Origin of the sequence: Acetobacter tropicalis, assembly GCF_030644465.1 — a bacterium.
Taxonomy (GTDB): Bacteria; Pseudomonadota; Alphaproteobacteria; order Acetobacterales; family Acetobacteraceae; genus Acetobacter; species Acetobacter tropicalis.
Genome location: NZ_JAUYUW010000001.1, coordinates 3,285,580 through 3,308,949 on the forward strand (window position 1 = coordinate 3,285,580; position 23,370 = coordinate 3,308,949).

The 23,370-nt window shown below is 51.2% G+C and carries 20 protein-coding genes; 3 read left to right on the top strand and 17 right to left on the bottom strand.

All coding sequences use genetic code 11. From position 1 onward, the window contains the following. From QWU00_RS14850 to QWU00_RS14895, 10 genes are all read right to left on the bottom strand, one after another. Entirely contained in the window at nucleotides 1–1,251 is a 1,251-nt protein-coding gene (locus tag QWU00_RS14850; RefSeq protein ID WP_052051538.1) for an acyl-CoA dehydrogenase family protein, read from the bottom strand. Nucleotides 1,252–1,454: 203 nt separating this feature from the next. Beyond that, complete coding sequence (locus tag QWU00_RS14855) at nucleotides 1,455–2,711, bottom strand: SfnB family sulfur acquisition oxidoreductase (protein WP_035382208.1); 1,257 nt, start codon at nucleotides 2,709–2,711, stop codon at nucleotides 1,455–1,457. A gap of 27 nt (nucleotides 2,712–2,738) precedes the next feature. Beyond that, nucleotides 2,739–4,121: an LLM class flavin-dependent oxidoreductase gene (locus QWU00_RS14860; protein ID WP_052051537.1), complete on the bottom strand. Its 1,383-nt coding sequence runs from the start codon at nucleotides 4,119–4,121 to the stop codon at nucleotides 2,739–2,741. 18 nt (nucleotides 4,122–4,139) lie between these two features. Then, nucleotides 4,140–6,386, bottom strand: coding sequence for a TonB-dependent receptor family protein (locus tag QWU00_RS14865; protein WP_035382207.1), 2,247 nt, complete (start codon nucleotides 6,384–6,386; stop codon nucleotides 4,140–4,142). Nucleotides 6,387–6,521: 135 nt separating this feature from the next. Beyond that, on the bottom strand, nucleotides 6,522–7,055 hold the full coding sequence (locus QWU00_RS14870; RefSeq protein WP_045543672.1) for a flavin reductase: 534 nt from the start codon (nucleotides 7,053–7,055) through the stop codon (nucleotides 6,522–6,524). A gap of 36 nt (nucleotides 7,056–7,091) precedes the next feature. Beyond that, a complete protein-coding gene (locus QWU00_RS14875; RefSeq protein ID WP_035382206.1) occupies nucleotides 7,092–8,522 on the bottom strand; it encodes an FAD/NAD(P)-binding protein in 1,431 nt (476 codons plus the stop codon). A 2-nt stretch (nucleotides 8,523–8,524) separates the two neighbouring features. Next, the gene (gene ssuD, locus QWU00_RS14880) at nucleotides 8,525–9,691 is read right to left on the bottom strand and encodes an FMNH2-dependent alkanesulfonate monooxygenase (protein ID WP_035382205.1); all 1,167 of its coding nucleotides are present in this window, start codon (nucleotides 9,689–9,691) and stop codon (nucleotides 8,525–8,527) included. A 1-nt stretch (nucleotide 9,692) separates the two neighbouring features. Beyond that, entirely contained in the window at nucleotides 9,693–11,111 is a 1,419-nt protein-coding gene (locus tag QWU00_RS14885) for an LLM class flavin-dependent oxidoreductase (RefSeq protein ID WP_035382204.1), read from the bottom strand. A 729-nt stretch (nucleotides 11,112–11,840) separates the two neighbouring features. Further along, a complete protein-coding gene (locus QWU00_RS14890; RefSeq protein ID WP_035382203.1) occupies nucleotides 11,841–12,524 on the bottom strand; it encodes a Fe2+-dependent dioxygenase in 684 nt (227 codons plus the stop codon). Between the two features lie 297 nt (nucleotides 12,525–12,821). Continuing rightward, a complete protein-coding gene (locus QWU00_RS14895; protein ID WP_231551896.1) occupies nucleotides 12,822–13,433 on the bottom strand; it encodes a tetratricopeptide repeat protein in 612 nt (203 codons plus the stop codon). An 851-nt stretch (nucleotides 13,434–14,284) separates the two neighbouring features. Here QWU00_RS14895 and exbB point away from each other — a divergent pair. From exbB to QWU00_RS14910, 3 genes are read left to right on the top strand one after another with little or no spacing between them, the layout of a single operon-like run. Further along, a complete protein-coding gene (gene exbB / locus QWU00_RS14900; protein ID WP_035382201.1) occupies nucleotides 14,285–15,034 on the top strand; it encodes a tonB-system energizer ExbB in 750 nt (249 codons plus the stop codon). A gap of 6 nt (nucleotides 15,035–15,040) precedes the next feature. Further along, on the top strand, nucleotides 15,041–15,490 hold the full coding sequence (gene exbD / locus QWU00_RS14905) for a TonB system transport protein ExbD (protein ID WP_035382200.1): 450 nt from the start codon (nucleotides 15,041–15,043) through the stop codon (nucleotides 15,488–15,490). Beyond that, nucleotides 15,487–16,338 carry an energy transducer TonB gene (locus tag QWU00_RS14910; RefSeq protein WP_052051535.1) on the top strand — a complete coding sequence of 284 codons (852 nt, stop codon included), beginning with the start codon at nucleotides 15,487–15,489 and terminating at the stop codon, nucleotides 16,336–16,338. The genes exbD and QWU00_RS14910 overlap by 4 nt, the downstream gene beginning before the upstream one ends. Nucleotides 16,339–16,484: 146 nt before the next feature. Here QWU00_RS14910 and QWU00_RS14915 read toward each other — a convergent pair whose 3' ends face one another. The 7 genes from QWU00_RS14915 to nuoI all read right to left on the bottom strand — a co-directional run bounded on the left by QWU00_RS14915 (nucleotide 16,485) and on the right by nuoI (nucleotide 23,350). Beyond that, the gene (locus tag QWU00_RS14915; protein WP_052051534.1) at nucleotides 16,485–17,006 is read right to left on the bottom strand and encodes a CBS domain-containing protein; all 522 of its coding nucleotides are present in this window, start codon (nucleotides 17,004–17,006) and stop codon (nucleotides 16,485–16,487) included. A gap of 80 nt (nucleotides 17,007–17,086) precedes the next feature. After that, the gene (locus QWU00_RS14920) at nucleotides 17,087–18,553 is read right to left on the bottom strand and encodes an NADH-quinone oxidoreductase subunit N (protein ID WP_035382199.1); all 1,467 of its coding nucleotides are present in this window, start codon (nucleotides 18,551–18,553) and stop codon (nucleotides 17,087–17,089) included. Then, entirely contained in the window at nucleotides 18,550–20,058 is a 1,509-nt protein-coding gene (locus QWU00_RS14925) for a complex I subunit 4 family protein (protein ID WP_035382198.1), read from the bottom strand. The genes QWU00_RS14920 and QWU00_RS14925 overlap by 4 nt, the downstream gene beginning before the upstream one ends. Beyond that, a complete protein-coding gene (gene nuoL / locus QWU00_RS14930; RefSeq protein WP_035382197.1) occupies nucleotides 20,055–22,013 on the bottom strand; it encodes an NADH-quinone oxidoreductase subunit L in 1,959 nt (652 codons plus the stop codon). Before nuoL ends, QWU00_RS14925 begins: the two co-directional genes overlap by 4 nt. A gap of 4 nt (nucleotides 22,014–22,017) precedes the next feature. After that, nucleotides 22,018–22,329 (bottom strand): NADH-quinone oxidoreductase subunit NuoK, encoded by a 312-nt coding sequence (gene nuoK, locus QWU00_RS14935; protein WP_035382196.1) that lies wholly within the window; start codon nucleotides 22,327–22,329, stop codon nucleotides 22,018–22,020. Nucleotide 22,330: 1 nt separating this feature from the next. Beyond that, nucleotides 22,331–22,831: an NADH-quinone oxidoreductase subunit J gene (gene nuoJ, locus QWU00_RS14940; protein WP_035382195.1), complete on the bottom strand. Its 501-nt coding sequence runs from the start codon at nucleotides 22,829–22,831 to the stop codon at nucleotides 22,331–22,333. Nucleotides 22,832–22,837: 6 nt separating this feature from the next. Next, the gene (nuoI, locus tag QWU00_RS14945; RefSeq protein WP_035382194.1) at nucleotides 22,838–23,350 is read right to left on the bottom strand and encodes an NADH-quinone oxidoreductase subunit NuoI; all 513 of its coding nucleotides are present in this window, start codon (nucleotides 23,348–23,350) and stop codon (nucleotides 22,838–22,840) included. Nucleotides 23,351–23,370: the final 20 nt, after the last annotated feature.

The window sequence follows — 23,370 nt, forward strand, 5'->3', positions numbered from 1 at the left end:
TCAGACAGAAGCTAGATGCGGCGTGGCTTGCGCATCCGCCTTCGCCTTGGTGGTCCAACTGGAATCAAGGGGAGTGCCGTTTAGTTCCCAATCTCCCAGTTCGCGGGCCCGTTTGATGGCTGGGTTATGTGAGGCCAGAACACGTGCGTTGCGCCAGAACCGATCCAGCCGTCTTTTTTCGGAGCTCGCAGATGCGCCGCCAACTTCAAACAGACTGGTGGTTGCCTCCAGAACCAGAGGAATAATAACTTGTTGGGCTTTGAAGGCTTCCAGTTCTGCCTGTTGAGAGACTGTGTCTGGCAGCCCTTGTTCACGGAGGCGAGACACTTGCTCAAGCGTGGCGGACACCCGATCGACCAAAGTTTCCGCAGCAAATGCCAGACTGGAGAGGCGACCAACAACAGCCTGCACCAAGGGATCTTCACGCGGGAGAGACTGGCCCGGAACACCAAAGACCCGTGTGCGGGGGCGCACAAATTCTATTGTTTCACGCAAGGCCGCTTGAGCGATTCCTGCAAGCGTAGCAAGGTGAAAATTCTGATAGAACGCTGTAAAAAACCGATCTATGGGAGAGTCATCTTTAGGGAGGATATGGTAAATCTGCTCTTCAGACAGTTCAACATTTTCAAAGAGAGTTGTTCCACTGCCTGTCAGGCGCTGACCAAAGCCGTCCCAATCATCCACACGGGTGACCCCCGCAGCGGTTGTGGGCACAGCCACGCGGTAACGTTTATCATCATGTAAAGCGACAACGGCAATCCAATCAGCATAAATGGAGCCGGTGGAATAATATTTGGTACCGTTTAGGTACCATTTTCCGTCTTTATGGGTGAGAGTGGTTGTGGTTTCTGTTGCGTTACCCAGCTCTGCCATGGCGGCACCAAATACCGCACCGGCCTGGATTGTTTCGAGCCATTTTATAGCTGAAGGGCGCGTTGCCGCTGCGGTCAGATGCTGGCGTTCGCCTTCAACAAAGGCAAAATGAGCGCGTATTATTTGTGGCAGATTGGAATCTGCTGCTGCGAGTTTAACCAGCAGTCGAAATGTTTCCTGCAACGAGACATTCTGCCCCCCCAGTTCTGCGGGAATACGGAGGGCAGTGAAACCGCTTTGGCGGAGTTCCTCTACGGCATCATAAGCCAGAATACGGTTTTGTTCGCGGTTGATAGCCCCTGCCGCTATGTGGTCAAACACCGCCTGAAAACGGGAAGAGGCGGTACCTGATTGGGAGGGGAGTGTTGACTGAACCATGGGGCGTGTCTCGCTATATAACCCAAAAAATACGATTAATGATCATAAAACTATAATCTATCGTATTAATATGATAGTCAACAAAATTTCACACGACCATCGCGTTTGTATGGGGAGTCTATGAAAAACAATAGGTTTTTTACAATGTCCGTTTTACGGTTTATGTTCTGAAGTCTTTTGTTTTCAAAAGTTAGCCCCCTTTTTTAGCTCCATGCATGCAGGGGAGGGGCTGTGCCATTGAGATAATAATTTCCGACAATGGCATATTTCCACCGTATTGGATCGTGCAACGTATGCGTTCTAGCGTTTCGCCAGTAGCGGTCAAAGTTATAGCGCGTATCGGTGGAAGCGGTTCCAGCTAATTCAAACAGCCTGTTTGTGGCATCTATGGCCAGTTCGGTGGTAAAAATTTTTGCTTCAGCTACGGAAACTTGTGCAGATGCGACTGTCTCTGGGGTGGGATGAGTAAGTGCCGCATCAATCTTCTTTCCTGCTACATCAAGTAGGGCACGGCAGGCACTCAGGCGCGCAAACAATCCCCCTAGAATATGGCGCGTGTAGGGATCTTCATGTGCGTTGTCCTGGTTACTATCTATCCATGGCCGGGTACGGTTTTTTACAAAGAAAACAGTCTCTTCAAGAGCGCCCTGCGCTATCCCGCCATCAATGGCGGCCTGAATAAACTGGGAAATTGCACTGTCGGGCCGGGGGGATTCAGGAATATAGGCCTTCCATGCCGGTAAGACGCGGGTAAGCGGCACTTTTACATTATCAAGAAGAACCGTGCCGCTTCCTGTCTGGCGTTGGCCAAAGGCCGACCAGTCATTCAAGACAGTTAATCCGTCCGTGTCTCGGTCTGCTATGGCCAGCCACGCCACGCCGTCCTTATCAACGGCTACAATCGGCACCAGATCCGCAGCTAAAGCACCCGTGCAGTAATATTTCTTCCCATTTATAAGGACATGATCCCCTTGCGGCACAAGATGTGTGCTGAGGTCTGTCAGCTTTTTGTTTCCTCGTTCAGAAAACGCATTACCGCAACGTTTTCCGTCAAGAATAAGGCTGAAGAGTTCTTTTTGCTGTTCCGGTGTGCCACAGGAAGCGATCACCGCAACGGCAGCCCAGTGGTTCTGGGCTATTTGCGCTAATGCTCCATCTGCGGCGGCAATGGTCTGCACAACTGTGCCGAGGGTGGCGTAGGATACACCTGCTCCCCCATAGGCGCGAGGGACCGTGATGCCCCATAATCCAGAAGCGGAATATCGGTTCAATTCATCCAAAGGAAAACGAGCCGACCGTTCACGTTCTGCAGCGTTCTGTTTCAGATGATGTGCAAAATCCTGCGCAATTTGAATGGCTTGTATATCGCTTTCTATGCGCACGGTAGGCATGGTTCGGGGCCAGACCGGAGGAGGGACTGGCAAGCCAGAACCGATAACAAATGGATCAGATGACGGCATGGAAAAACCTTTTTGGAAAATCTGAGATCAATGCGCAGAGGCAAAAGGAGAAGCCGCATGGAATTGACGGCCAGCATGCTGGGCAGGAAGATGATCGCCCGCGCCAAATAGCTTGTGCCGCAAGGTTCCTGCTTGATAGGCGCGTTTATAGCGCCCTCGCCGTTGAAGTTCTGGGATAATAAGCGCCACTATATCTTCGAATGTTTCGGGAGCGACGGCATATGCCAGATTGAAACCATCAACGCCGGTTTCATCAATCCATTGTTCCATTTGATCGACAATCTGGGTTGGGCTGCCAACAAACGTGATTCCCATACCGCCAATAGCGGCATGCCGTGCCAGTTCACCTACCGTCCAGATTTTACCGGGGTTCATAACCGTTAGAGAATCAATGGCGGAATGGATGGCATCATTGCGGATATGACGAACAGGATCTGTGGGTTTGTAAACGGAAAAATCCACTCCGGTCCAGCCGGACAGAAGAGTCAGTGCGCCCTCCTCACTAATATAGCGTTGATAATCGTGATATTTTGCGAAAGCTTCTTCTTCTGTCGGGGCTGTTACTATGGTGAGGAGAGAGAAAACCAAAGGAGTATTGGAGGGGCGGCCTGCCTGCTGTGCCGCATTACGTAAGGAACGAACCGTCTTTGTGACAGTCTCTTGTGAAGGGCCAGCAATAAACACACATTCTGCGTGTGTTGCCGCGAATTGCTGCCCGCGAGGGGAGGCTCCTGCCTGAAAGAGCACAGGAGTGCGTTGTGGCGAGGGTTCGGCCAGATGAATGGCATCTAACGAGAAAAAAGGGCCATCATGCTGAATACGGTGGACTTTTGAGGGATCAGTAAAAATACCGCTTTGCTTGTCGCGTAAGACAGCATTATTTTCCCAACTTGTCTCCCACAGCTTATAAACAACGTCCAGATAATCATCGGCTATGGCATAACGTTGGTCATGTTTTGTCTGGGCCGGTTTTCCCGTGCTTTTGGCAGCACTATTGAGATAACCTGTAACAATATTCCAGCCAATACGTCCCTCGGTCAGGTGATCCAGCGTGGACATGCGCCGCGCGAACGGGAAGGGGTGTTCGTAGGAGAGAGTTGCCGTTAGTCCAAAACCGAGATGTTCAGTGACGCCAGCCATGGCGGAAATAAGCATGGCTGGATCATTCACTGGAATTTGTGCACCGTTGCGCAAGGCAGCATCTGGGCTTTGCCCATACACATCATAAACGCCCAGCACGTCTGCCAGAAACAGGGCATCAAATAATCCGCGTTCCAATGTGCGGGCCAGATCAGTCCAGTAACGGAGTGAACGGTAGTTGGCTGACTGGTCTCGTGGGTGTCGCCATAAGCCACTGGCTTGATGGGACACGCAGTTCATATCAAAAGCATTCAGGCGTATCTCGGCCATGTTTCTTCTCTTTCCCGTTCAGTTAAAGCCGAGAGAAATGCCGCCAAACACACCAAACCCATCACCAGGTTGCATGACGGAAAGCTGTGACCCGCCAGCAATATATCCGGGTACGACAATGGAGGCGTAATGGGTATTGGCCAGATTATTAAAGTTCAGGAAAACAGTCCTGTGCTTGTTCGGCCAGGAATAACCAAGGTGGGCATTAAAGATATGATAAGAGGGTGCAAAATACGTCATGTCATACGCAGCGCCGACCTTGGAGGAGACCTGCGCATCAAATCCGGCATAAAACCCGTTGGCGAGATCCAGATTGATGCCGCCCTGGTAGAAATGTTCCGGAATACCGGGGAGTCGATTTTTTCCGAAGACGGAATCATGCTTGTAATGAAAATCCTGCCATGTGTAGGCATTGCGGAGGGAAAGACGGTTTTTCCTCCATTTGTAGAGTGTGGTATCGAGAGAAAATTCCACGCCCTGATGTTCTGTAGGGGAAGCGTTGCCGTAAATGGATGTGCCCTGTGCGGCGGATTCAGGCGTCATGACAGCCAGCAATTCATTATGCACAGAGGAATGGTAATAGGTTAAGGCCCACTGGTTGCCTGCGTAATGGCCTGTGGTACCAATTTCAAACGTGGTGGCTGTCTGGTTACGGAGTTTTCCTGCTGTTGCGTTCATACCCGCTTGCGGGGATGTGCTCGGGTAATAAGAACCTGCATAGTTGTAGTTCCAATCATTAGGTGGCTGAAGGCTACGGCTGACATTTCCGTAAATTTCGACATGCTTGTCAGGCTGGTAACGGAAACCAGCGCGCGGAATGAAATTGATGGAAGACGTGTTAAAAGGATTGCTTGGGCCGGGAGAGGGAACATCCGAAGATTTCTGGATGAAGGCAAGAGCGCCTGCTGTTGTCAGCCAGAAATTATGAAACAGTTCTGTATTATTGCGAAGATGGAAATAATTTTCTGTTCCGCCATACGTTACGTGCCTTAGCGATGTGCCAATGGGGTATCCAGCGAAATTTCCCGACTGCACACGCACTCGGTTTGTCTGCCAGGCTTCCAGATCAGTATAGGTGAGAATGCCGAAGCGGGTATCGCTTTTATGGCCGCCCAGAATATCATGCCGATCATAATTGAGAACACCGGCGACGGTTTTATAACCCCATACCTGCGAAAAGCGAGCGTACTGGATATCAATAGGAGCATCTTGGTAGTTAAATCCAAGCTCAATTTTGGATTTATCGTCAATTTTAATGGTGGTCATATCCGCGTAATATTTGGTGCCGGGCTGAATACGATCAGAGCCCCATTCCTGATAAGGTTGCTGCGCTTGCTTAGGATTTTTGAGGATCTGATCTCGTGTTAAAAATCCGGCCCAGCCATTGCGGGTCTGGCGGTAACGGAAGAACAGACGAGTGGACACACGATCATTAAACTTATAACCAAAATTGGCATTCACGCCAAAGCTGGTTGCTTCTGTATTATGTTGATAGCCGCCCCGATAAGAATTGGTCAGGCTGATGTAATAGTCAAATTTTCCAAGAACCTGCCCGGAACTCAACTGTTCTTTAACGTAACCAAAGCTGCCTGCTTCTGCGCGTGCTTGATATTTTTGAGAGTTATAACCTGTCTGAGTAACATAATTGATTGCACCGCCGAGTTGCAGGCCTCCATAATCAAAGGAGTTTGCGCCGCGAAGCACTTCCGTATACTGCAAGCCCAGGCTTTCAAAAAGCTCATAAGGTGTTCCGGCTGGGGTGGTAACGGGCAGGCCGTCAAACATCATAAGCATACCAGAACGGAAATAGTTTACGCCTGTCTGGATGCCTGAACCTCGAACAGAAATACGCAGCCCATCTCCTCCACCAGAAGCCTGCGCAAAAACACCGGGCTGAAACGCTAGTGCGTCAGCGTTGGTCAGGTTACGCCCTTTTAAAACCTGTTGGGCATCAATAACTGTTGCAGCGCCAGGAATGCTGCGGAGATGAGACTCAGCAATTTGAGCATCAGAGCGGCGCCGTGTTGAAACAGAAATCTCTTCTTTGGCTGTTGCCCGAGTAGGGCTGCTCGCTTTGCCGGCATGAGTTGGCTGCGTTTGATGCCCCTGTTTCGAGGGATCAACAGGAGGAAGGCCGGCTTCAGCCGCGTGTGCTGAGGATGGAAGAATGCTCAGAAACGCATACGCCAGAACTGCGTGGTTGGGACGCAGTCGTCTATTGACATAAAGATGATTTTTAAGAGGTGAGAAAGAAAGCCTGAGCATGGAGATACTTTCTGTCAGCAAGGGAATATAAGATGTGCGGGGAGAAAGAAACTGGCCGCATCAACACATCTCCTGCGTAAAAATTTGCGTAAGAGCAGAAAGAAAAGAAATATGAAGCATGCTGATTGTCCTGTTTTATTCTGGAATATGGGTGTGTGCATAATTGCGCCGGAACCAGATCAGGCCCGGATGTTGTGCATCTGATGATTCAACATGAAGAATATGGGCAAAAACAACTGAGTGAGAGCCTGCATCCACAACATTTGCAATGCGACAATCAAAACCGACCAGCGCATTTTCTAAAAGAGGAGCGCCTGTGGCATGTGCTGACCAGCCTGCTTGCGCGAAGCGGGTTTCCTGTGGTTTTGAACGGCTGCTGAAAATATTGGAAAGAGGATGTTGAGCATGGGTCAAAACATTAACCGCAAGAACACCATTTTTTAGAATGGGATCGTGTGCACCTGTGTTTTTGTTGACGCAAACTAACAATGTTGGAGGAGCGTCAGATACACTGCACACGGCAGACGCGGTAAATCCATATTGTCCTGCCGTTCCATCGGTCGTCACAATCGTCACTGCACCTGGTAAGAGGGCCATGCCATCCCGGAAAGATTGAGAGGAGAGAGTGTGATGTGGCTCAAGGAGTGCAGGATCAAGAGACTGGTTCATCGGATTTCCCGTAGACAGAAAAAAAGAGCGATAAAATCAGGAGAGAGAAGCTGCGTCTTCGAGCACGCTTCGGTCTGCCTGAGTAGAAATGGTTCTGGCCAGTTTTTCAGCGTATGCGGTTACTTCTGGCAGACCCATCAGTTCGCCAAATCGTCCGCGTGCCAAGGGGCCTGCAATAAACAGAGACGAATCCTTGTTTGGGCCGACCTGAGCATGACCATCCGTAGTTACGTGTAACCCCAGGCCGGATGAGTCCATTTCGATATGACCATCAGCAGCAAGAGATTTTAAAACGGGTTGTGAGTTTAAAATGCTGTTATGGGCGGGGCCAGTTGTTGTAATGATGGCCTCGACTTTCAGATGTTCCACATGGCCATTACGGTGTTGCAGGGTGATGGAAAAGTGCTTGCCTTTTATTTCAACTTTTATCAGGCGCGCCGCCTGAATGCGGAGTTGACCACTGTTAATGGCAGCATCTACAAAATTTTCTGTTGGCGGCGAAATGCGGAAGCGATGCGTATCCCAAAAGGGGCGTAAATGACGAATAAGCCGCTGCCGCTCGGTGTGGTTAAGCGCGCTCCAGATTTCAGGGGCCTGTTCGCGTACACGATCAAGAAACGCCTGCCAGGGAATATCGGGATGCGCGGCAATTGCTGCGCGCACTTTCTGCAACAGTGTTTTGGTGAGCGACGCAGGAGGGGATAGAAAATCTCCGATGGCTGTGGTCGGGGTGCGACTATGGCTTTTTGACCGCTGCCCGCGCCGGGAGATAGCTAGAAGAGGCGCTTTGTGTTTTCGAGCTATTAAGGTGGCTACAGTATCCGCCATGCTTAGGCCTGTTCCGATAATCAATACCCTGTCTGCGGGTTTGATTGTGCGGAAGGCGTCAGGCTTCCACGGGTCAGTTACCAGAACCGGGTGTGTAGCGGCAGAAAGAGTGCGCTCGAGTGCCGCAAGTTCTGTAGGGGGGCGAGGAGAAGGATGGCTTGTAGCAATAACGACAATATCAGCCTCAAATATATCTCCGGCCTGAGTTGTCAGCCCCCATTTCCCCTTGGGTGTTTTACGGGCGGCTGTAACCACGCTGGGGATATGCCTGAGGTGTTGAGCTTCCAGAAGGGGAGCCAATCTGGCGGCTACATACTGACCAAAGACCTTACGGGCAGGATAAAGGTGGCCATCAGGTTGCCGAGCATCAGGATCGTGCTGACTTTTCCCCGTTTTTTCCAACCATTCAAGAAAATCAAGAGGGTGAGCCGTATCAATACTCATGCGGCTGGCAGGCACATTGATCCGGTGGTTGGGGTCCGTGGCGCTATAGGCAACGCCACTGCCAAGTGTTGGGCGAGGCTCAAACACCAGAACCTTAAGCGGTGCATGCGGTTTCTGGAGCAGATGCCACGCCAGCGCTGCGCCACTGAAGCCGCCGCCGATAATGGCTATAATCTTGGTAGGCTGCGTACTCATGGTCAGGCTGCGTGAGAGCCGGGCCGGTGATCTCCGGCAATGGTTTCACCAAAAGGACCCATGTTGCTCAGGTTGGAAGTTGCCCTGATGGGGTGTGCTGTTGGTAGAAGCGGAAGGACCAGTTCGCCAAACTGGTAGGCTTCTTCCAGATGGGGATAGCCGGAGAATATGAAACTATCTATACCCAGCCGACGATACTCATCAATGCGTTCGGCAACGGTAGCAGGGTCTCCTACAAGGGCAGTACCTGCTCCGCCACGCACGAGACCGACGCCCGCCCACAGATTGGGACTGATTTCAAGTTTGTCCCGCTTGCCTCCATGGAGAGCGCTCATGCGCGCTTGACCCACGGAATCCATGCGGGCAAAAACCTTCTGTGCCTTGGAGATTGTCTCATCACTCAGATGGCTGATCAGGCGGTCTGCTTCCTGCCATGCTTCACGTTCGGTTTCCCGAACAATAACGTGAAGGCGAATGCCAAAAGATATGTCTCGGCCCTGCTTTTCTGCCAACTTACGCACTTTGGCTATTTTTTCAGAGACTAACGCTGGAGGCTCACCCCATGTCAGATATTTATCAATATGTTTGGCGGCAACGTGTGCTCCGGCTTCAGAGGAACCACCAAAATAGAGAGGCGGCCCATTTCTCTGAAAAGAGGGGAACAGGATGTGGCCATCCTCTATTTTGAAATGTTTACCGATATAATTGACGTGTTCTCCGCGCAGTAGTGCGCGGTAGATGTCGAGAAACTCATCTGTGATTTCATAGCGTGTTGCATGATCTGCAAAAAAACCGTCACCTGCGTTTTCAGCAGGGTCCCCACCGGTCACAATGTTGATCAGAAGACGACCTGCTGAAAAACGGTCAAGGGTGGCTGTCATTCTCGCAGCAAGGGTAGGGGAAAGCAGGCCCGGGCGCACGGCAATAAGGTAGCGCAACCGTTCCGTGATGGGGGCGAGAGCGGAAGCCACCACCCAACTATCTTCGCAACTCCGGCCGGTTGGAATCAAAACGCCGTAATAGCCGAGGGTATCAGCGGCTTTGGCGACCTGTTGCAGATAAGGGAGATCGACCGGGCGTCCTCCCTTCTGGGTGCCCAGATACCGACTATCTCCATGGGTAGGTAGAAACCATAGAACGTTGATTTTATCGGGAATAGAAAAAGACATATCAGGACGCCTTAGAAAAGGGCAAAGAAGAAAAGAGGGGAGCTGCAGGCGCTTTCAGATTATCCGGGTTACGGTAGCGGCTGCCAAAATGTTGCGTTGGGAGTCTGGCTCTGCCCGCTTCAAAGAGACGTTCGCGCAGGGTCTCGTCCTGCGTGTAGGCTGTACGGTAACGGCCTCTTTTTTGCAGTTCCGGCACGACGAGGGAGATGAAATCCTGTGCGGTATCAAAAGAGTGGTATTGGCGGAGGTTGATGCCATCAATACCATCTACGTCCAGCCAGTTTTCAATCTGGTTGGCTACGGTGTCCGGGGAGCCGGCAACAAAAAAACGGCCTTCATCAAAAGAGGCAATCTGTTTGAGCGCGCTGCCAATTGTTTGCTCCGGACGGAAGCGGCGCCCCATATTCCCAAAGCTGAGCCCCTCACGGAGAAGTACATCACCAATCCGTTCATTGACATCATAGTGGCGTAAATCAATTTCGGCCTGCGCATGAACCAGAGCGCCTTCTACGCTATAGTAGTTGCGGTAATGCTCCAGTTTTCTGGCTGCCAGCGCATCGGTTTCATCCACAATAATGCCTGCCATCACGATGAAGCGGATATCATCAGGTTGGCGGCCATGGGCAACGGCACGTTGGCGTGTGGTGGCGATGTTATGTCGCACTTCCTCGGTTGTGCGGCCCCCAATAAATACGACTTCTGCATGACGTGCCGCAAATTCCAATCCTGCGGGTGAACCTGTTGCCTGGAAAAGAACAGGGGTTCTCTGACGGGAAGGCTCAACCAGATGAGGCCCCGCAACGCGGAAATGCTGGCCTGTATGATGAATGGACCGGACGGAGGCCGGGTTTGTATAAACCCCGGTGGTGGCATCTTTCAGGACTGCGTCTTCATCCCAACTGCCTTCCCACAGTTTGTAGAGGACATCCATGTATTCATCGGCAATGGCATAACGGTTATCGTGCGGGATTTCATCGTCCAGACCAAAATTCTGGGCTGCACTTTTCAAATAGGACGTGACGACATTCCAACCCACTCGGCCCTTTGTCAGCAAATCAAGGGTTCCCATACGCCGTGCAAAGGCAAAGGGAGGTTCATAGGTGGTGGAGAATGTTACGCCAAAGCCAAGATTTTTGGTAACAGCCGCCATGGCGGGAACAAGCATGAGGGGGTCAAGATTAGGGATCTGCACCCCTCCCCGTAGGGCCGCATCATTGCTTTCACCAAATCTGTCATACGTGCCGACCACATCAGCCAGAAACACGGCATCAAACAGCCCGCGTTCAGCCAATTTAGCTGTTTCTAGCCAGTAGTCCATTTCACCATAGCGATGGCGGTTATTGCCGGGCGCGCGCCACATGCCATGCACAATGTGGCTCACGCAAGCCATTTCAAACAGATTTACGTGCAGTTGTTTCATGACTTTGGCTCACGCTGAAAGAAGTGTGTCTTATGGATGGTGGTGAGGGCAGGGCATCACGCGTGGTAGCAAAGACGGCGCTCGACGGGCGGTGTGGCAAGACGCCAAAGAAGGTAAATGCAACAACGGCAGCACAGCAGAATCCCATAAACAACTATAATAAATAGTATATAATTTATATTAACAACGAATGTTAATGAGTCAAACATAAAAACACATAGAAAATTAGTTCCACAAAAAATAATGCATAATTATGTCGGAATATGAGGCGTCGTGCGCCTTAAACCAAATAGCTCCCTCTCTTCCCGAAACAGTTATGAACTGTTGATTTTGATCGAATGGGTGAGGGGGTGTGTTCGTCTGGCATGCGGAAGATGCCACATATAGGGAAAGATTTTTGATGGCTGAAAGGAACTGATGCGCTTTTCTGCGAATTGAAGGGGCAAGGTTGAAAAGGAAATGTTCCTATCGACCGCCCCCTGCTGTCCCTTAAGAACACAGAATTGTTAGAGGGTTGTGTGATCGTGATTTGTTAAGCAGGGAGGTAACAGCAGAGGCCACTGTTGTTTGTTGTGGGTGCTCTGGCAGCCTTCATTTCCTGTCTATGCCACCGAAAACCCCTTGGCGGATTTCTCTTGTAACCAGGTCAAATGGTTTGTCTGGAATTTTCCAGATTTGGTAATGTACTGTTGACCTGTTTGAACACCAAATGGTGCTTCAAACAGGAGTTCAGAGTTCTGCCCATTGCCGGAGAAGATTATGATATGTGGCTGTCAAACCAAGGACGGCAGGATGATCATCTGGCAGATGTTTGCGGGTTTCTATGATCGACATGTCAAACTGATAGAGGAGCGTGCGCTGCGTGTTGTCTGGAACCATGGATTGGGACCAGAAGAAGGAAGCCCAGCGGCTGCCGCGTGTTACCTGACTTACGCTATGCAGGCTGGTGGACGGGTAGAGCACCATATCTCCTGCGGGGAGGCGGATTTTCTGGGTGCCGAAGGTATCCTGAATAATCAGTTCTCCACCATCATAGTCAGCAGGATCACTTAAAAATAACGTGGAGGAGACATCTGTGCGGATGCGGAAGCCGGTTCCGGGCAGGGGGCGGATGGCATTATCTACATGCGTGTGAAAACGCATTCCTTCATCATATCGATTAAAAAGGGGAGGAAAAACCCGTAAGGGCAAAGCCGCGCTATTGAAAAGCGGATTACGTCCTAATGCGCGTAAAACCAGATCGCCCAGTTCCCGGCTTTCGGCGCTTTCCTGCGGAACTTGAAGGTTGAATTTTGCCTTGGCTGACTGGTCTCCTGCCGTCACCTTTCCATCAATCCATTGTGATTGCTCCAATGTGGTGAGGCAATAAGAGACTTCTTCGGGGGTGAGTAGATTGGGGATATGAACAAGCATGCTATTTTTCTGTGTGGGTTAGAGAAGTGTGTCGTGCACCTATGTGCGGCAGCATCCTGAAGTTGACCTGAAGATTTTTACCGCAGGTCCAAGGCTGACTGGAGCGTGTTGGTTGCCATCAAATATGTTCTGGAAGCCAGGAATGCCTTTACGAGGTAAGATATCCTGAGTTTCGGGTTTGCCATAGGGGGGGAGGCGACTGTCCAGAACAATATAGGATCAAGCACATCCTGGCGGGGTTCAAGATTTTTAGGGGCATGGTCGCAGGAGCATTCCAGAAATAACGAAGACAGAGGGTTATCTTTCTGCTGATGGACGTTTCAAGTAGTGTCTTGCTCTATCAACAACGTTCTGAAAACGAGGTTCTTTCCTGTTTGCAAGAAGACGTTCTGTTGCGAGGAAGACATCATGAAACCCAAGATCCAACGCACGAGAAAAGCAGTGTAATGCAGGATCAATGTTATTGGAGGAAAGGTGATGCCGTGCCATGTTCAAATAGCCCCAGCAATCTCCAGCATTTGCTGCAGCCTCAAACAATTTTAGGGCAGCGTCCGGTTCAGCATTGGGGATGGCACCATCTTCTATAATAAGCCCAAGCATAGTGAAGGCTTTGGTGACACCATTTTGCGCGGCCGATAGATACAAGTCATAAGCTTTTGGGATGTCGAGGGGAACACCGTCACCCGCCATGTAAAGATCAGCAAGGTTAAACATAGCCCACGCATCCCCTAATGAGGCAGCATGGGAAAAATAGGTGGCGGCGGTTGATGGATTGCGTGTAACACCCCAGCCTCTTTCGTAAGCGCGGCCAAGCATGTTTAGTGCACGAGGATCAGCTGACCGCGCCGCTACTTCAAACATATTAAATGCATCCGTCAGGCGACCATTATTAACATGGATCTGCGCCAAGAGGAGTTGCACACTGACCTCACACAGAGGCGTCTTGTCGGACGCTGTCGGAGCGGTCACTTCCGGAGGGGGGAGTGTGTTGTCTGTCGGAGTGTTATGCAAGGAGGGCTTCATGGCAGTTTCTACAAGAAAAAACAGGGGTCATGAAGGGAAATGCCGGTTTTTGGGTTGATAAAGGATATCGTGGGGAAGGTGTCAGTATACGCAAGAGACGCGGCGACATGGTATTGGTCCTTAAAATCGCATGAGGTTTTATCTGAATGCGATAATAAAAAGGGCATACTGATGTGTTTTCCTACAGTATTTTATGTAACTGGACGTTTTTGACGCAAAATCTATGTTTATTTCTCTCTATTTTCCTGTTTTTGGGATCAACTCTTATGATTGTCTTCTCGCTGATCGGGGCCGCAGGTTCATCTTTCACTGAATAACTGTCAGTTATGTTTTTAATAATCATTCGCATAAAGAAAAGCAAACGATTATCAATGGGGAACAAAGCCGCGGGGAGCAGTGTGTTTTTGCCGCCACAGGAAAAATTGCTTCGGAGAAGAGTGCTTCAAACGCGACTTCTATAAATATCAAATTTTTCAATAGGTTATAGTGATATTGCGTGCGAAATTTCTTGAAGGAAAGTCTTATCTATCTTGCTGCTTGGGATGAGCATCTCATGCATGGTAATAATGATAGTGATTCGCACTTGCGTCTTTGGAAAGTGTTTGTTATCTGCTGTTTGGAACTTTCTCTGTGCGTGAGCAACAGGGCTGTCTTGGCGTGTAGGTTCTAAAACCTGCATCCCGTAATCCCTCTATGTCATCGTATTTTCCTATATTTGCGAAAGTGCTTGTTTTCTCATGGCAATATCACCGTCTTCATCTTTGACCAATGTTTCATTTTCTCCATGGGACATGTTTCTGAATGCCGGGCCAGTTGTTCGGTGTGTCATGATTCTTCTGGCTTTGGCGTCCGTACTTACCTGGACTGTTTTTATTGCCAAATCGGTTGAGCTGGTACGGCTGCGGTCAAAGCTGGGCAAGGCGGAGCGTGCGCTGGAAGAAGCTGGAACGTTGGATCTGGGGGAGGAGCACACGCGTGGTGCAGGGATTGCGCATACGCTTGTGATGGCTGCGGAGACAGAGCGGGTGCGCTCGCAAGATATTCCTGAGGATCGTGATGGTTTGAAGGAGCGAATTGTTCTGCACCTTGAACGTCTGGAAGCTGCTGAAGGCCGCCGTTTGATGCGGGGCACGGGTTTACTGGCCACTATTGGTGCAACATCGCCTTTTATCGGTCTGTTCGGTACGGTGTGGGGGATTATGACTTCCTTTACCGGCATTGCCGCCAGTAAGGCGACCAGCCTTGCGGTGGTGGCACCCGGTATTGCCGAGGCTTTGCTGGCAACGGCGTTGGGGCTTGTTGCGGCCATCCCGGCAGTTGTCATTTATAATCATCTGGCCCGGCAGTCTGCCGCATGCCGGGCACAGGTGGCAGATCTCACATCACTGGTCATGCGGCTGGTCTCGCGGGATCTGGGCCGGATGCAGGCACAAGGGGAGACCGGGCAGGTGGTGCGTCTGGATGTCAGCCGCATGGTTGGGGAGTGACGGTGCATGATCCGCATTCGGCATACTGATGAGACCCCTCATGAAGTAAACGAGATCAATGTCACACCGTTTATTGATGTGATGCTGGTTCTGCTGGTGATCTTCATGGTCACCGCCCCCCTGACAACGGTCAATGTGCCAGTTGATCTTCCGTCTTCTACTGAAAAACCCACACCCCGGCCGGATGATCCTGTATTTTTGACAGTCAAGGCCGATCATGGGCTGGCTCTTGGTGAGGAAGACATACAAGCCGAGGCCCTTACCGGAGCACTGGAGGCTGCGACAAAAGGAAACAAGGATGAACGTATTTTTCTGCGTGCGGACAAGACGGTAGATTATGCAACGTTGATGGGCGTGATGGATAAGCTACGCACTGCCGGATACCTCAAGGTCGCTCTTGTCAATTTGCAAGGGCAGGAGGAGGGGGCGGCGCCTCCATCCGGGAGTAGTCAATGAATAAGGAAGTTGCGGCAGGGAAGGGGGAAATATCCCTTTTGCCGGTGTCCTTTATGGAGTGGGAGTGCGCCCAGGCGCGCCGCAGCCAACGGGAGGAAGTTTTTCGTTGGGGGGTATCGTTTCTGGCAGTTCTGATGGTTTCGGGGGGGGCGGTGGCATGGATTACGCGGTTGCCACCAGTTGCGGTGCTGGTGCCCGAACCTCCGCCAGCGGCGATTGCCATTGATCTGGCGCCAGTGCCTGCTTCTGCGCCATCTCTACCAACGGATGTGCCGCCGGGCCCGAAACAGACCCTCTCTGAACCGGATACGGCCCCGGAAGAGCCGCCAAAGATAGCTGCGCCACTGTCTCCTGCGCCGACCCCGCCTGTACCCGTACCCAAATCTGAAAAGCAGCGAAAGGTTGTAAAAACGCACAAGCCCGCGACGCACCAGAAAAAGCCGGTACCGGACAGGACACCACCCGCAGAGCAGACTACGGCTCCCCCGTCTACGGAAGCGCTGCCCGCACCGGCTCAGGCTGCTCCGGCAGCAGGTGCGTCTTCTTTACATGCGTCTCAAAGCCCGGCTACATGGCAAAGTGACCTGCTGGCCAGATTGGAGAAATACAAGCGTTATCCGGCAGTAGCGATGGCGGAACATCAGGAAGGTGTTCCTATGCTCCATTTTGCCATGGACAGGAAAGGGCATGTATTATCGGCGCAGATCAAAAATAGTTCAGGTCATTCTCTTCTGGATCAGGAAGCAGTCGCGCTCGTACATCGGGCAGAGCCGCTTCCCATCCCTCCTGATAGTGTGGAAGGAGACCCTATTACACTGACAGTTCCAATAGAATTTTATCTTGAATAAGAAAAATAAGATTAGAAAATACAATGGATTTAATGAATGTTCGGTCTTTTGTATCTCTATAACAAGAACCAAGGGGTTTTATTAAGGGTGTTACACGTTTAATTTTGGGATCAGAGTGCGCTTTTCTGTTCAACAGGTTTTGTGGTTCAGTTTTTGTGTTTACTAAGCCTTTCAGTCGGTGTTTCGCAAGCGGAAGGGATCATAGTGTTGCGTGGGTTAACTGCAGCGTGGTTACTACCAGTAACGTAGTCCTGAAGTTCCTGCACTTCCTGCTCTGCGTTTTCGGCGCGCAGTTTTACGATATCACCGATACTGATCAACCCGACGAGTTTACCCTCTTCTTCAACGGGCACGTGGCGGCTGCGTGACCATGTCATCCGGCAGGCGATATCAAATATACTGTCATCAGGAGACGCTATTGGTATCTCTGTCAACATAATCTCTTTTGCTGTCAGGGAAAAAATGCTCGGCCCATGTTGGGAAAGTGCCGACACAATGGTTCGTTCAGAGATCATCCCGACCAGAGCACCATTTGTATCAACAACGGGAGCGCCACCAATATTATGGCGGATCAGTAAATTGGCAATGGAGAGGACAGGATCATTTTCCTTGACGGTAAGGACCACATTTCCCTTTTGTGCCAGAATATGAAAAACATGATAAGACATCGGCCTATTCCTTCTGTATTTTTTGTGGCTCCAGATTGTTTTGTCTTAGATATAGTAAGCCTTATTTTTATATCAGGCGTTTAAGAATTTTCCGGCTCGTGAACCGGATCGTTTATCAACCCGTTTTGAGGGGATGTGGGTGAAGGCAAAACTTGGGGGATCATTCGTGCAGGGAAAATTCCACCTACAACCACTATAAGAGTTAAAACGACAATAAGGGTTGTCAGTTCCGGGGAGTGGCCTTCTTTAGCGGGCAAAGAGGGTGTGTTCTGTGCTCCCATAAGAGTGCGGATAACATACAGATAATAGTAAAGGCCAATAATGCTTCCGACTACAAGGGTGGCCAGCAGAAGCGTTTGCTGACGTTCCACCCCTGTTGCAGCAACTTCAAATTTTGCAAAAAAACCGATTCCAGGAGGAATGCCTGCAAGTGAAAGAAGCATCAGGGATAAGGTTGTGGCGAGAAAAGGGCGTGTGTAAAACAGTCCTTTCCATTCTGGAATGTGGCTGCCATTAGAGTTCTCGGCCCAAGAAAATGCGCAAATGATGGCAAAAATTCCTAATGTGCTGGCGGCATAGGCTGCCAGATAAAGGGTGATGGCTTCTGATCTGAGCTGACCTGGGGAGAAAAAAGCAATCAGTAGATAACCGACATGGGCGATTGAGGAATAGGCCAGAAGGCGAATGAGATTGGTCTGACGCAACGCCAGTATATTGCCGCCCAGAATGGTCAGAATGATGACGGTGAACAAGATGCCGTGTAGATATACTGGCGTTTCTTCTGTTCCGAAATAGCGGACGAGTGACGAGAAAATAGCTATTTTTGAAACAACGGCCATGAAAGCCGCAACTGGGGGAGGGGAGCCTTCCATTACATCCGGCAGCCACATATGGAAAGGAACAGCAGAGAGTTTAAAAAAAACTCCAACAAGGATCATGATGGTGGCAATAGCGGGTATGGTATTATCAGGGCTGGCAGGGGGAGGGCTGAAATACAGGGAGCCTGTTGTGGCGTAGGCCAAGCCAATACCAAAAAGAAGAATGGCAGAAGACACACCAGAAAGAATAAGATATTTCATGGATGCTTCAGTGGCCTGTGCAAAGTAGTAGGGCCGGGAAGCGACAAGCCCCATGAGGGAGAGGGCCTGTATTTCCACCCCCAGAAAAAAGGGGAGGTAATTTGTGCTGAAGACCATAGTGATGGCCCCCAGTGTGCCGAGAACAAGCAGGAGAGGATATTCATCCATTGGGTGTGTTTTGTCGTGATGTAAATCACGCCATGACATGAGAAGAATGCAGAGTGAGGAAAGCAGGATCAGAAGAGCCGTATAGTTTGCCCAGCGATCCTGAACGAAGAGCGATGCCCCTTCCACCTGTGGGGAGCCCAGATGATAATTGAGGCTACCAAGAGCAAGAACGAGAGTGAAAAAGCCAATTGCCAGACTGCGCGTAAGAGAGCGGCGCCACGCGATACTGCCTAGAAGAAGCATGGTGCCAAGAGACAGGATAGGAAGAGGCAAGGGAAGGAACAGGTCATGAGCGATCATTGTCCGTAATCTCCTCCACTAGATGGCGCTATGGTGGAAAGAGGAGATGGCAAAGACAAGGTCATGACAGGTTGGGGATGCACGCCCAGCAGGACAAGAAGGAACATAAGCACACCCAGCACGGACATCTGCCCTATGGAGAAATCTGTGGCGTGCAGTGGTGGGGTTCTGGTAGGGGCTAGAAAGATACGGTTTACCATCCGTAGGGAATAAATGGCAGCAAGCACCAGGCCGGTTGTTGTGAGTGCGGCAACAATGGAGTTGACATGCCATGTTGCCAGCAGCACCAGAAACTCACCGGTGAAGTTTCCAAAACCAGGCATGCCGAGCGATGCCACAGCAAAAAATAGTCCTGCGCTTGAAAGGCGTGGCCAGGAGGCCCAGAGGCCGCCAATTTGTGCCATATCGCGTGTATGGAGACGGTCCTGAATGGCCCCGGCGATGAGGAAGAGCGCGCCTGTGCTCAGGCCATGCGCGAGCATCTGCACAATAGCGCCCTGAAGCCCCGTATTTGACCCGGTAAAAATACCGAGCATAACAAAACCCATATGGCTGATACTGCTATAGGCGATCAGGCGTTTGACATCATTTTGAGCGCAGGACAACCACGCCCCATAAAGAATGCCTGCAACACCAAGCCCCATGGCGACCGGAGCAAAGCGGAGTGCGGTTTCTGGAAACAGCATGAGATTGAAGCGGATCATGCCGTAGCCACCAGTTTTGAGCATAAGGCCTGCAAGGAGCACACTTGCTGCCGTAGGTGCTTGCGTATGGGCGGCGGGCAACCAGACATGCACCGGCACAACGGGAAGCTTCACCGCAAAAGCGATAAAGAACCCCAGCATGAGCACCATGGAAAGAAAAGAGGAAAGGTGGGTGTGGGCAAGCGTGAAGTAATCAAAGGTAAGTACGCCAGTTTGCCGATAATGTGTGATGACAAGACCGAGAATGGACAGGAGCATGAGAAGCCCGCTGCCTTGAGTGAAAAGAAAAAAGCGGATTGCGGCGCGGTGTCTGTCTTCATGCCCCCAGGCGGAGATCAGAACAAACATGGGAACCAGCATCAGTTCCCAAAGGAAAAAGAATAAAAAAAGGTCCGTGGCGAGAAAAGTCCCGGTAATGCCGGTAAGGGCCGCCAGAAACAGAAAATGAAAAGCGCCAGCATTGGTGTCTATTTTGCGCGTAGCCAGAAGAACACAAGGAAATGAGAGAATGAGAGTGAGCCACAGCAAGGAAAGGGATAGACCGTCCATATCCAGTTGGAACGAAATGCCCATGATGGGTATCCACGGGATAGAAAAATGATCCAGCCATGGTCCCTGATAGGAGTGTTGCCCAAAGGTGGTAATGAGCAAAAGCACTGTTTCCAATGTGAGCACCATCAGGGTAATGCGCCAGGAAATCTTTCTGGCAGAGGAGGTGCCGGTGGTGCTTGAACGGTCAGCCAGCCAGGCAACCGCGCCCCCTAGCAAGGGCAGAAGCACAAGGGCCGGGAGCGGGCTCATGATACAACTCCCGAGACCAGAGCCGCGCAGAGACCTGCGACAATCCATGCGGCATACCAGCGAACACGTCCGTTTTGAAACCTGGCCAGAAGAGCATCTCCTCCATGTAAGAATAGTATGGTTTTTCCGGAAAAGAGGGTGAGAGAGCGCGTTCTGGCAGTCTCAAAAAAAGTGCTGATAGCGCGGGTCATTCTGCCTATGCCGAGAATGAGGTAGTCCAGAATATCATGCCGGGTAAGCCAGACCAGAAACAGGAAAGGCTGCACGAAGAGAAAATCATACAAGGCATCGGCGCCCCAGCCTTCTTTGGCCATGCGGATAATGGTACTCTGGCCGGGAATCTCCTGCATGACGGGAGTAGCGCGGCCCCACAATATCCACGCAATGACAATGCCGGCAATGGGCACTGAGCCGCCAGTTAGAAGAAGCCAGACTGGTTCTTCTGCATGGGGAAAGGGGGAGGAAAGAAACCGAGTGAAAACGTGAATTGGGGCAAGTGTGTCGGGCATTTCGATGACTCCTCCAAATAGGGAAAGAAAGGAGAGGCACGCAAGCGGAATAGCCATAAGACGCGGGGTCGAGCCGGATGCGGCTGTACGAGAACGGCCGAAAAACACTATGAAAACACAACGGGAAATATACAGTGCTGTGAGAAACGCACCTGCAAGAGCCATACCCCACAGAATATGAGCAAGTGGAAGGAACAGAGGGGCGAGAGGAAAATGGGCGCTCCAGATGCTGGAGAGGATCATTTCCTTGCTGTAAAAACCGGATGTAACCAGAGGCAGCCCCGCCAGAGCGGCAGCCCCAGCCAGAAACGCTGCGGTAAGCCCGGGCATGCTACGATATAGCCCTCCCATGCGGAAAATATCCTGCTCATGATGAAGGCGTGAGATAATGGCACCTGCTGTAAGAAACAGAAGCGCTTTAAAAAAGGCATGGGTCATCAAATGGAAAACGGCGGCCTGCCAGATCCCTGTGCCGAGGGCGAGAAACATATAGCCAAGCTGGCTGATGGTAGACCAGGCAAGGATACGTTTGAGATCTGTTTGTACAAGCGCGGTGCAGGCAGCCATCAGGATTGTCAAAGCTCCAATAATGGCCGTTAGCATCATGACAAGGGGGACCGCTGCAAAAAGCAAATGTAGCCGGGCAATAAGATAGATACCTGCTGTTACCATTGTGGCCGCATGGATAAGGGCGGAGGTAGGCGTGGGGCCTGCCATGGCATCAGGCAGCCAGGTCTGGAATGGAATTTGGGCAGATTTAGCCAAGGCTCCTACCAGAAGAAATAATGCGGCGGCGGTCAAAGCCTGCGGAGCGATAGTACCTGCGCCCAGAGCGGTCAGAACAGTGTGTGTCTGGAGCGAGCCTGTTGATGTCGCCAAAATAAGGAGACCGCACAGCATGGCGGCGTCTCCGATACGTGTCATGTAGAACGCCTTGCGGGCTGCGGCAGTATTGCGCGGGTTCTCGTACCAGAAGCCGATAAGTAGGTAGGAGCATATGCCAACGCCTTCCCATCCAATGAAGAGACAGAGCAGGTCTGAAGACAGCACCAGAACCAGCATGGCTGAGACAAACAGAGTCATGCAGCCAAAAAACCGTGCTATGCCGGGTTCTTCTTCCATATAGCGTATAGCGTAAAGATGGATCAGAAATCCGACGATCGTGACAACGAGGATCATCAGAAGAGAAATGGGGTCAAGAGCAAAGGCAATATCAGCAGAAAACTCTTGCGTGTGCATCCACTCCCAAAGCGTGATCTGAAGGGGAGTTGAGGGAGCCGAAGTGAGAAAAGCACCTGCAAGCACAATGCTGCAAAGTGCGGAGAGCCCGATAGCGCTGGCTGCCACAAATCCAACGGTCTGTGCAGAAATCTTCCCCGCCGTGGTGAAGAGAAAGAGGGCTGACGCCAGGGGGAGAAAAACCAGCAGCGGAAGAAGGTAGGACATGGTTTTATCCTCGCAGCAGGTTGCCGGTATCGGCATCAAGAGAAGGACGGCCTCTGGCGTGCAGAGCGAGGATAATGGCCAATCCGATAGCCGTTTCTGCGGCAGCGAGTGCCAAAATCATCAAAAACATGACTTGCCCGGTTGCATCGTGCCAATGCGCTCCTGCAGCAACAAACAGCAAAGCGGCCGCATTCAGCATGATATCAAGTGCCATGAGCATGAATAGGAGATTGCGCCTTATCAGCACTCCCGTAAGGCCAATGGTAAACAGGAGGCTTGACAGCAGCAGAACAGCATTAAAGGTGGTGGGGGGCATTTCAACGGTTCTCCATGCGGTGTCTGCCAATATGAAAGGCCGTGACCAGTCCAGCCAGAAGCAGAAAGGAGACGAGTTCCACCATAAGCACGTATGGGCCGAACAGGCTTAACCCCACGTCTCGTGCGGAAAGAGGGGAAAAGCTGTCTGTTTGTTGGGGCAATGTGCTGAGGCTGTAGATCAGTTCCGCGCAGAGAATGGTGGAAAGCAGGGCTGGGCCAACCCAGATACGGGGCCGGAGCCACTCTTTTTCCCGTTCGCGATCCGGTTGTCCCAGATTGAGCATCATGATGACAAACACGAAGAGAACCATGATGGCCCCTGCATAGATGATCACCTCAAGCACTGCGGCAAAAGGTGCGCCAAGAAGGGCAAAGACTGTCGCCAGCGCAAGCAACGTGACCACCAGATACAACACGGCATGCACTGCCACCCGCCGGGTTATGACCATAATGGCCCCCAAGAGGGTCAGGCTGCCGGAAAGGAGGGCCAGCGTGTTCATGGCGCGTTACGGCAGAAGGGTGTGAAGATCGACAGGGGGGCGTTCGCGCTCGGCCTTGCCTCGGTCTTTGCCGGGAATGCTTATACCCGCAACATGGTAAAAACTGTAATCTGGATACTTCCCTGTTCCGTTGATCAGCAGATCTTCTTTTTCATAAACAAGATTGGGGCGTGCATATTCGCTCATTTCAAAATCTGGTGTGAGCTGAATGGCGTAGGTTGGGCAGGCTTCTTCACAAAAGCCACAGAAGATGCAGCGTGAAAAATTGATACGAAAAAATTCTGGATACCAGCGTCCATTTTCTTCTGTTTTCTGCAAACTGATGCAATCTACAGGACAGGCCATAGCGCAGAGATTGCAGGCAACACAGCGTTCCATGCCATCCGGATCACGCGAGAGAATAATGCGCCCCCGATAGCGTGGGGGTAAATAGGGTTGCTCTTCAGGATATTGCACAGTTGCGCGTGCCTGAAAGGCATGGAGGAAAGTCAGGAAGAGTGTGCGAACAGTATTGAGCATGACACGTGCCTTTCCATGGA

What these genes read in the sequence shown, in the direction of transcription:
- QWU00_RS14850 (WP_052051538.1), bottom strand. Translation starts at nt 1,251, where the DNA reads ATGGTTCAGTCAACACTCCCCTCCCAATCAGGTACCGCCTCTTCCCGT.
- QWU00_RS14855 (WP_035382208.1), bottom strand. Translation starts at nt 2,711, where the DNA reads ATGCCGTCATCTGATCCATTTGTTATCGGTTCTGGCTTGCCAGTCCCT.
- QWU00_RS14860 (WP_052051537.1), bottom strand. Translation starts at nt 4,121, where the DNA reads ATGGCCGAGATACGCCTGAATGCTTTTGATATGAACTGCGTGTCCCAT.
- QWU00_RS14865 (WP_035382207.1), bottom strand. Translation starts at nt 6,386, where the DNA reads ATGCTCAGGCTTTCTTTCTCACCTCTTAAAAATCATCTTTATGTCAAT.
- QWU00_RS14870 (WP_045543672.1), bottom strand. Translation starts at nt 7,055, where the DNA reads ATGAACCAGTCTCTTGATCCTGCACTCCTTGAGCCACATCACACTCTC.
- QWU00_RS14875 (WP_035382206.1), bottom strand. Translation starts at nt 8,522, where the DNA reads ATGAGTACGCAGCCTACCAAGATTATAGCCATTATCGGCGGCGGCTTC.
- ssuD (WP_035382205.1), bottom strand. Translation starts at nt 9,691, where the DNA reads ATGTCTTTTTCTATTCCCGATAAAATCAACGTTCTATGGTTTCTACCT.
- QWU00_RS14885 (WP_035382204.1), bottom strand. Translation starts at nt 11,111, where the DNA reads ATGAAACAACTGCACGTAAATCTGTTTGAAATGGCTTGCGTGAGCCAC.
- QWU00_RS14890 (WP_035382203.1), bottom strand. Translation starts at nt 12,524, where the DNA reads ATGCTTGTTCATATCCCCAATCTACTCACCCCCGAAGAAGTCTCTTAT.
- exbB (WP_035382201.1), top strand. Translation starts at nt 14,285, where the DNA reads ATGGCAATATCACCGTCTTCATCTTTGACCAATGTTTCATTTTCTCCA.
- exbD (WP_035382200.1), top strand. Translation starts at nt 15,041, where the DNA reads ATGATCCGCATTCGGCATACTGATGAGACCCCTCATGAAGTAAACGAG.
- QWU00_RS14910 (WP_052051535.1), top strand. Translation starts at nt 15,487, where the DNA reads ATGAATAAGGAAGTTGCGGCAGGGAAGGGGGAAATATCCCTTTTGCCG.
- QWU00_RS14915 (WP_052051534.1), bottom strand. Translation starts at nt 17,006, where the DNA reads ATGTCTTATCATGTTTTTCATATTCTGGCACAAAAGGGAAATGTGGTC.
- QWU00_RS14920 (WP_035382199.1), bottom strand. Translation starts at nt 18,553, where the DNA reads ATGATCGCTCATGACCTGTTCCTTCCCTTGCCTCTTCCTATCCTGTCT.
- QWU00_RS14925 (WP_035382198.1), bottom strand. Translation starts at nt 20,058, where the DNA reads ATGAGCCCGCTCCCGGCCCTTGTGCTTCTGCCCTTGCTAGGGGGCGCG.
- nuoL (WP_035382197.1), bottom strand. Translation starts at nt 22,013, where the DNA reads ATGTCCTACCTTCTTCCGCTGCTGGTTTTTCTCCCCCTGGCGTCAGCC.
- nuoK (WP_035382196.1), bottom strand. Translation starts at nt 22,329, where the DNA reads ATGCCCCCCACCACCTTTAATGCTGTTCTGCTGCTGTCAAGCCTCCTG.
- nuoJ (WP_035382195.1), bottom strand. Translation starts at nt 22,831, where the DNA reads ATGAACACGCTGGCCCTCCTTTCCGGCAGCCTGACCCTCTTGGGGGCC.
- nuoI (WP_035382194.1), bottom strand. Translation starts at nt 23,350, where the DNA reads ATGCTCAATACTGTTCGCACACTCTTCCTGACTTTCCTCCATGCCTTT.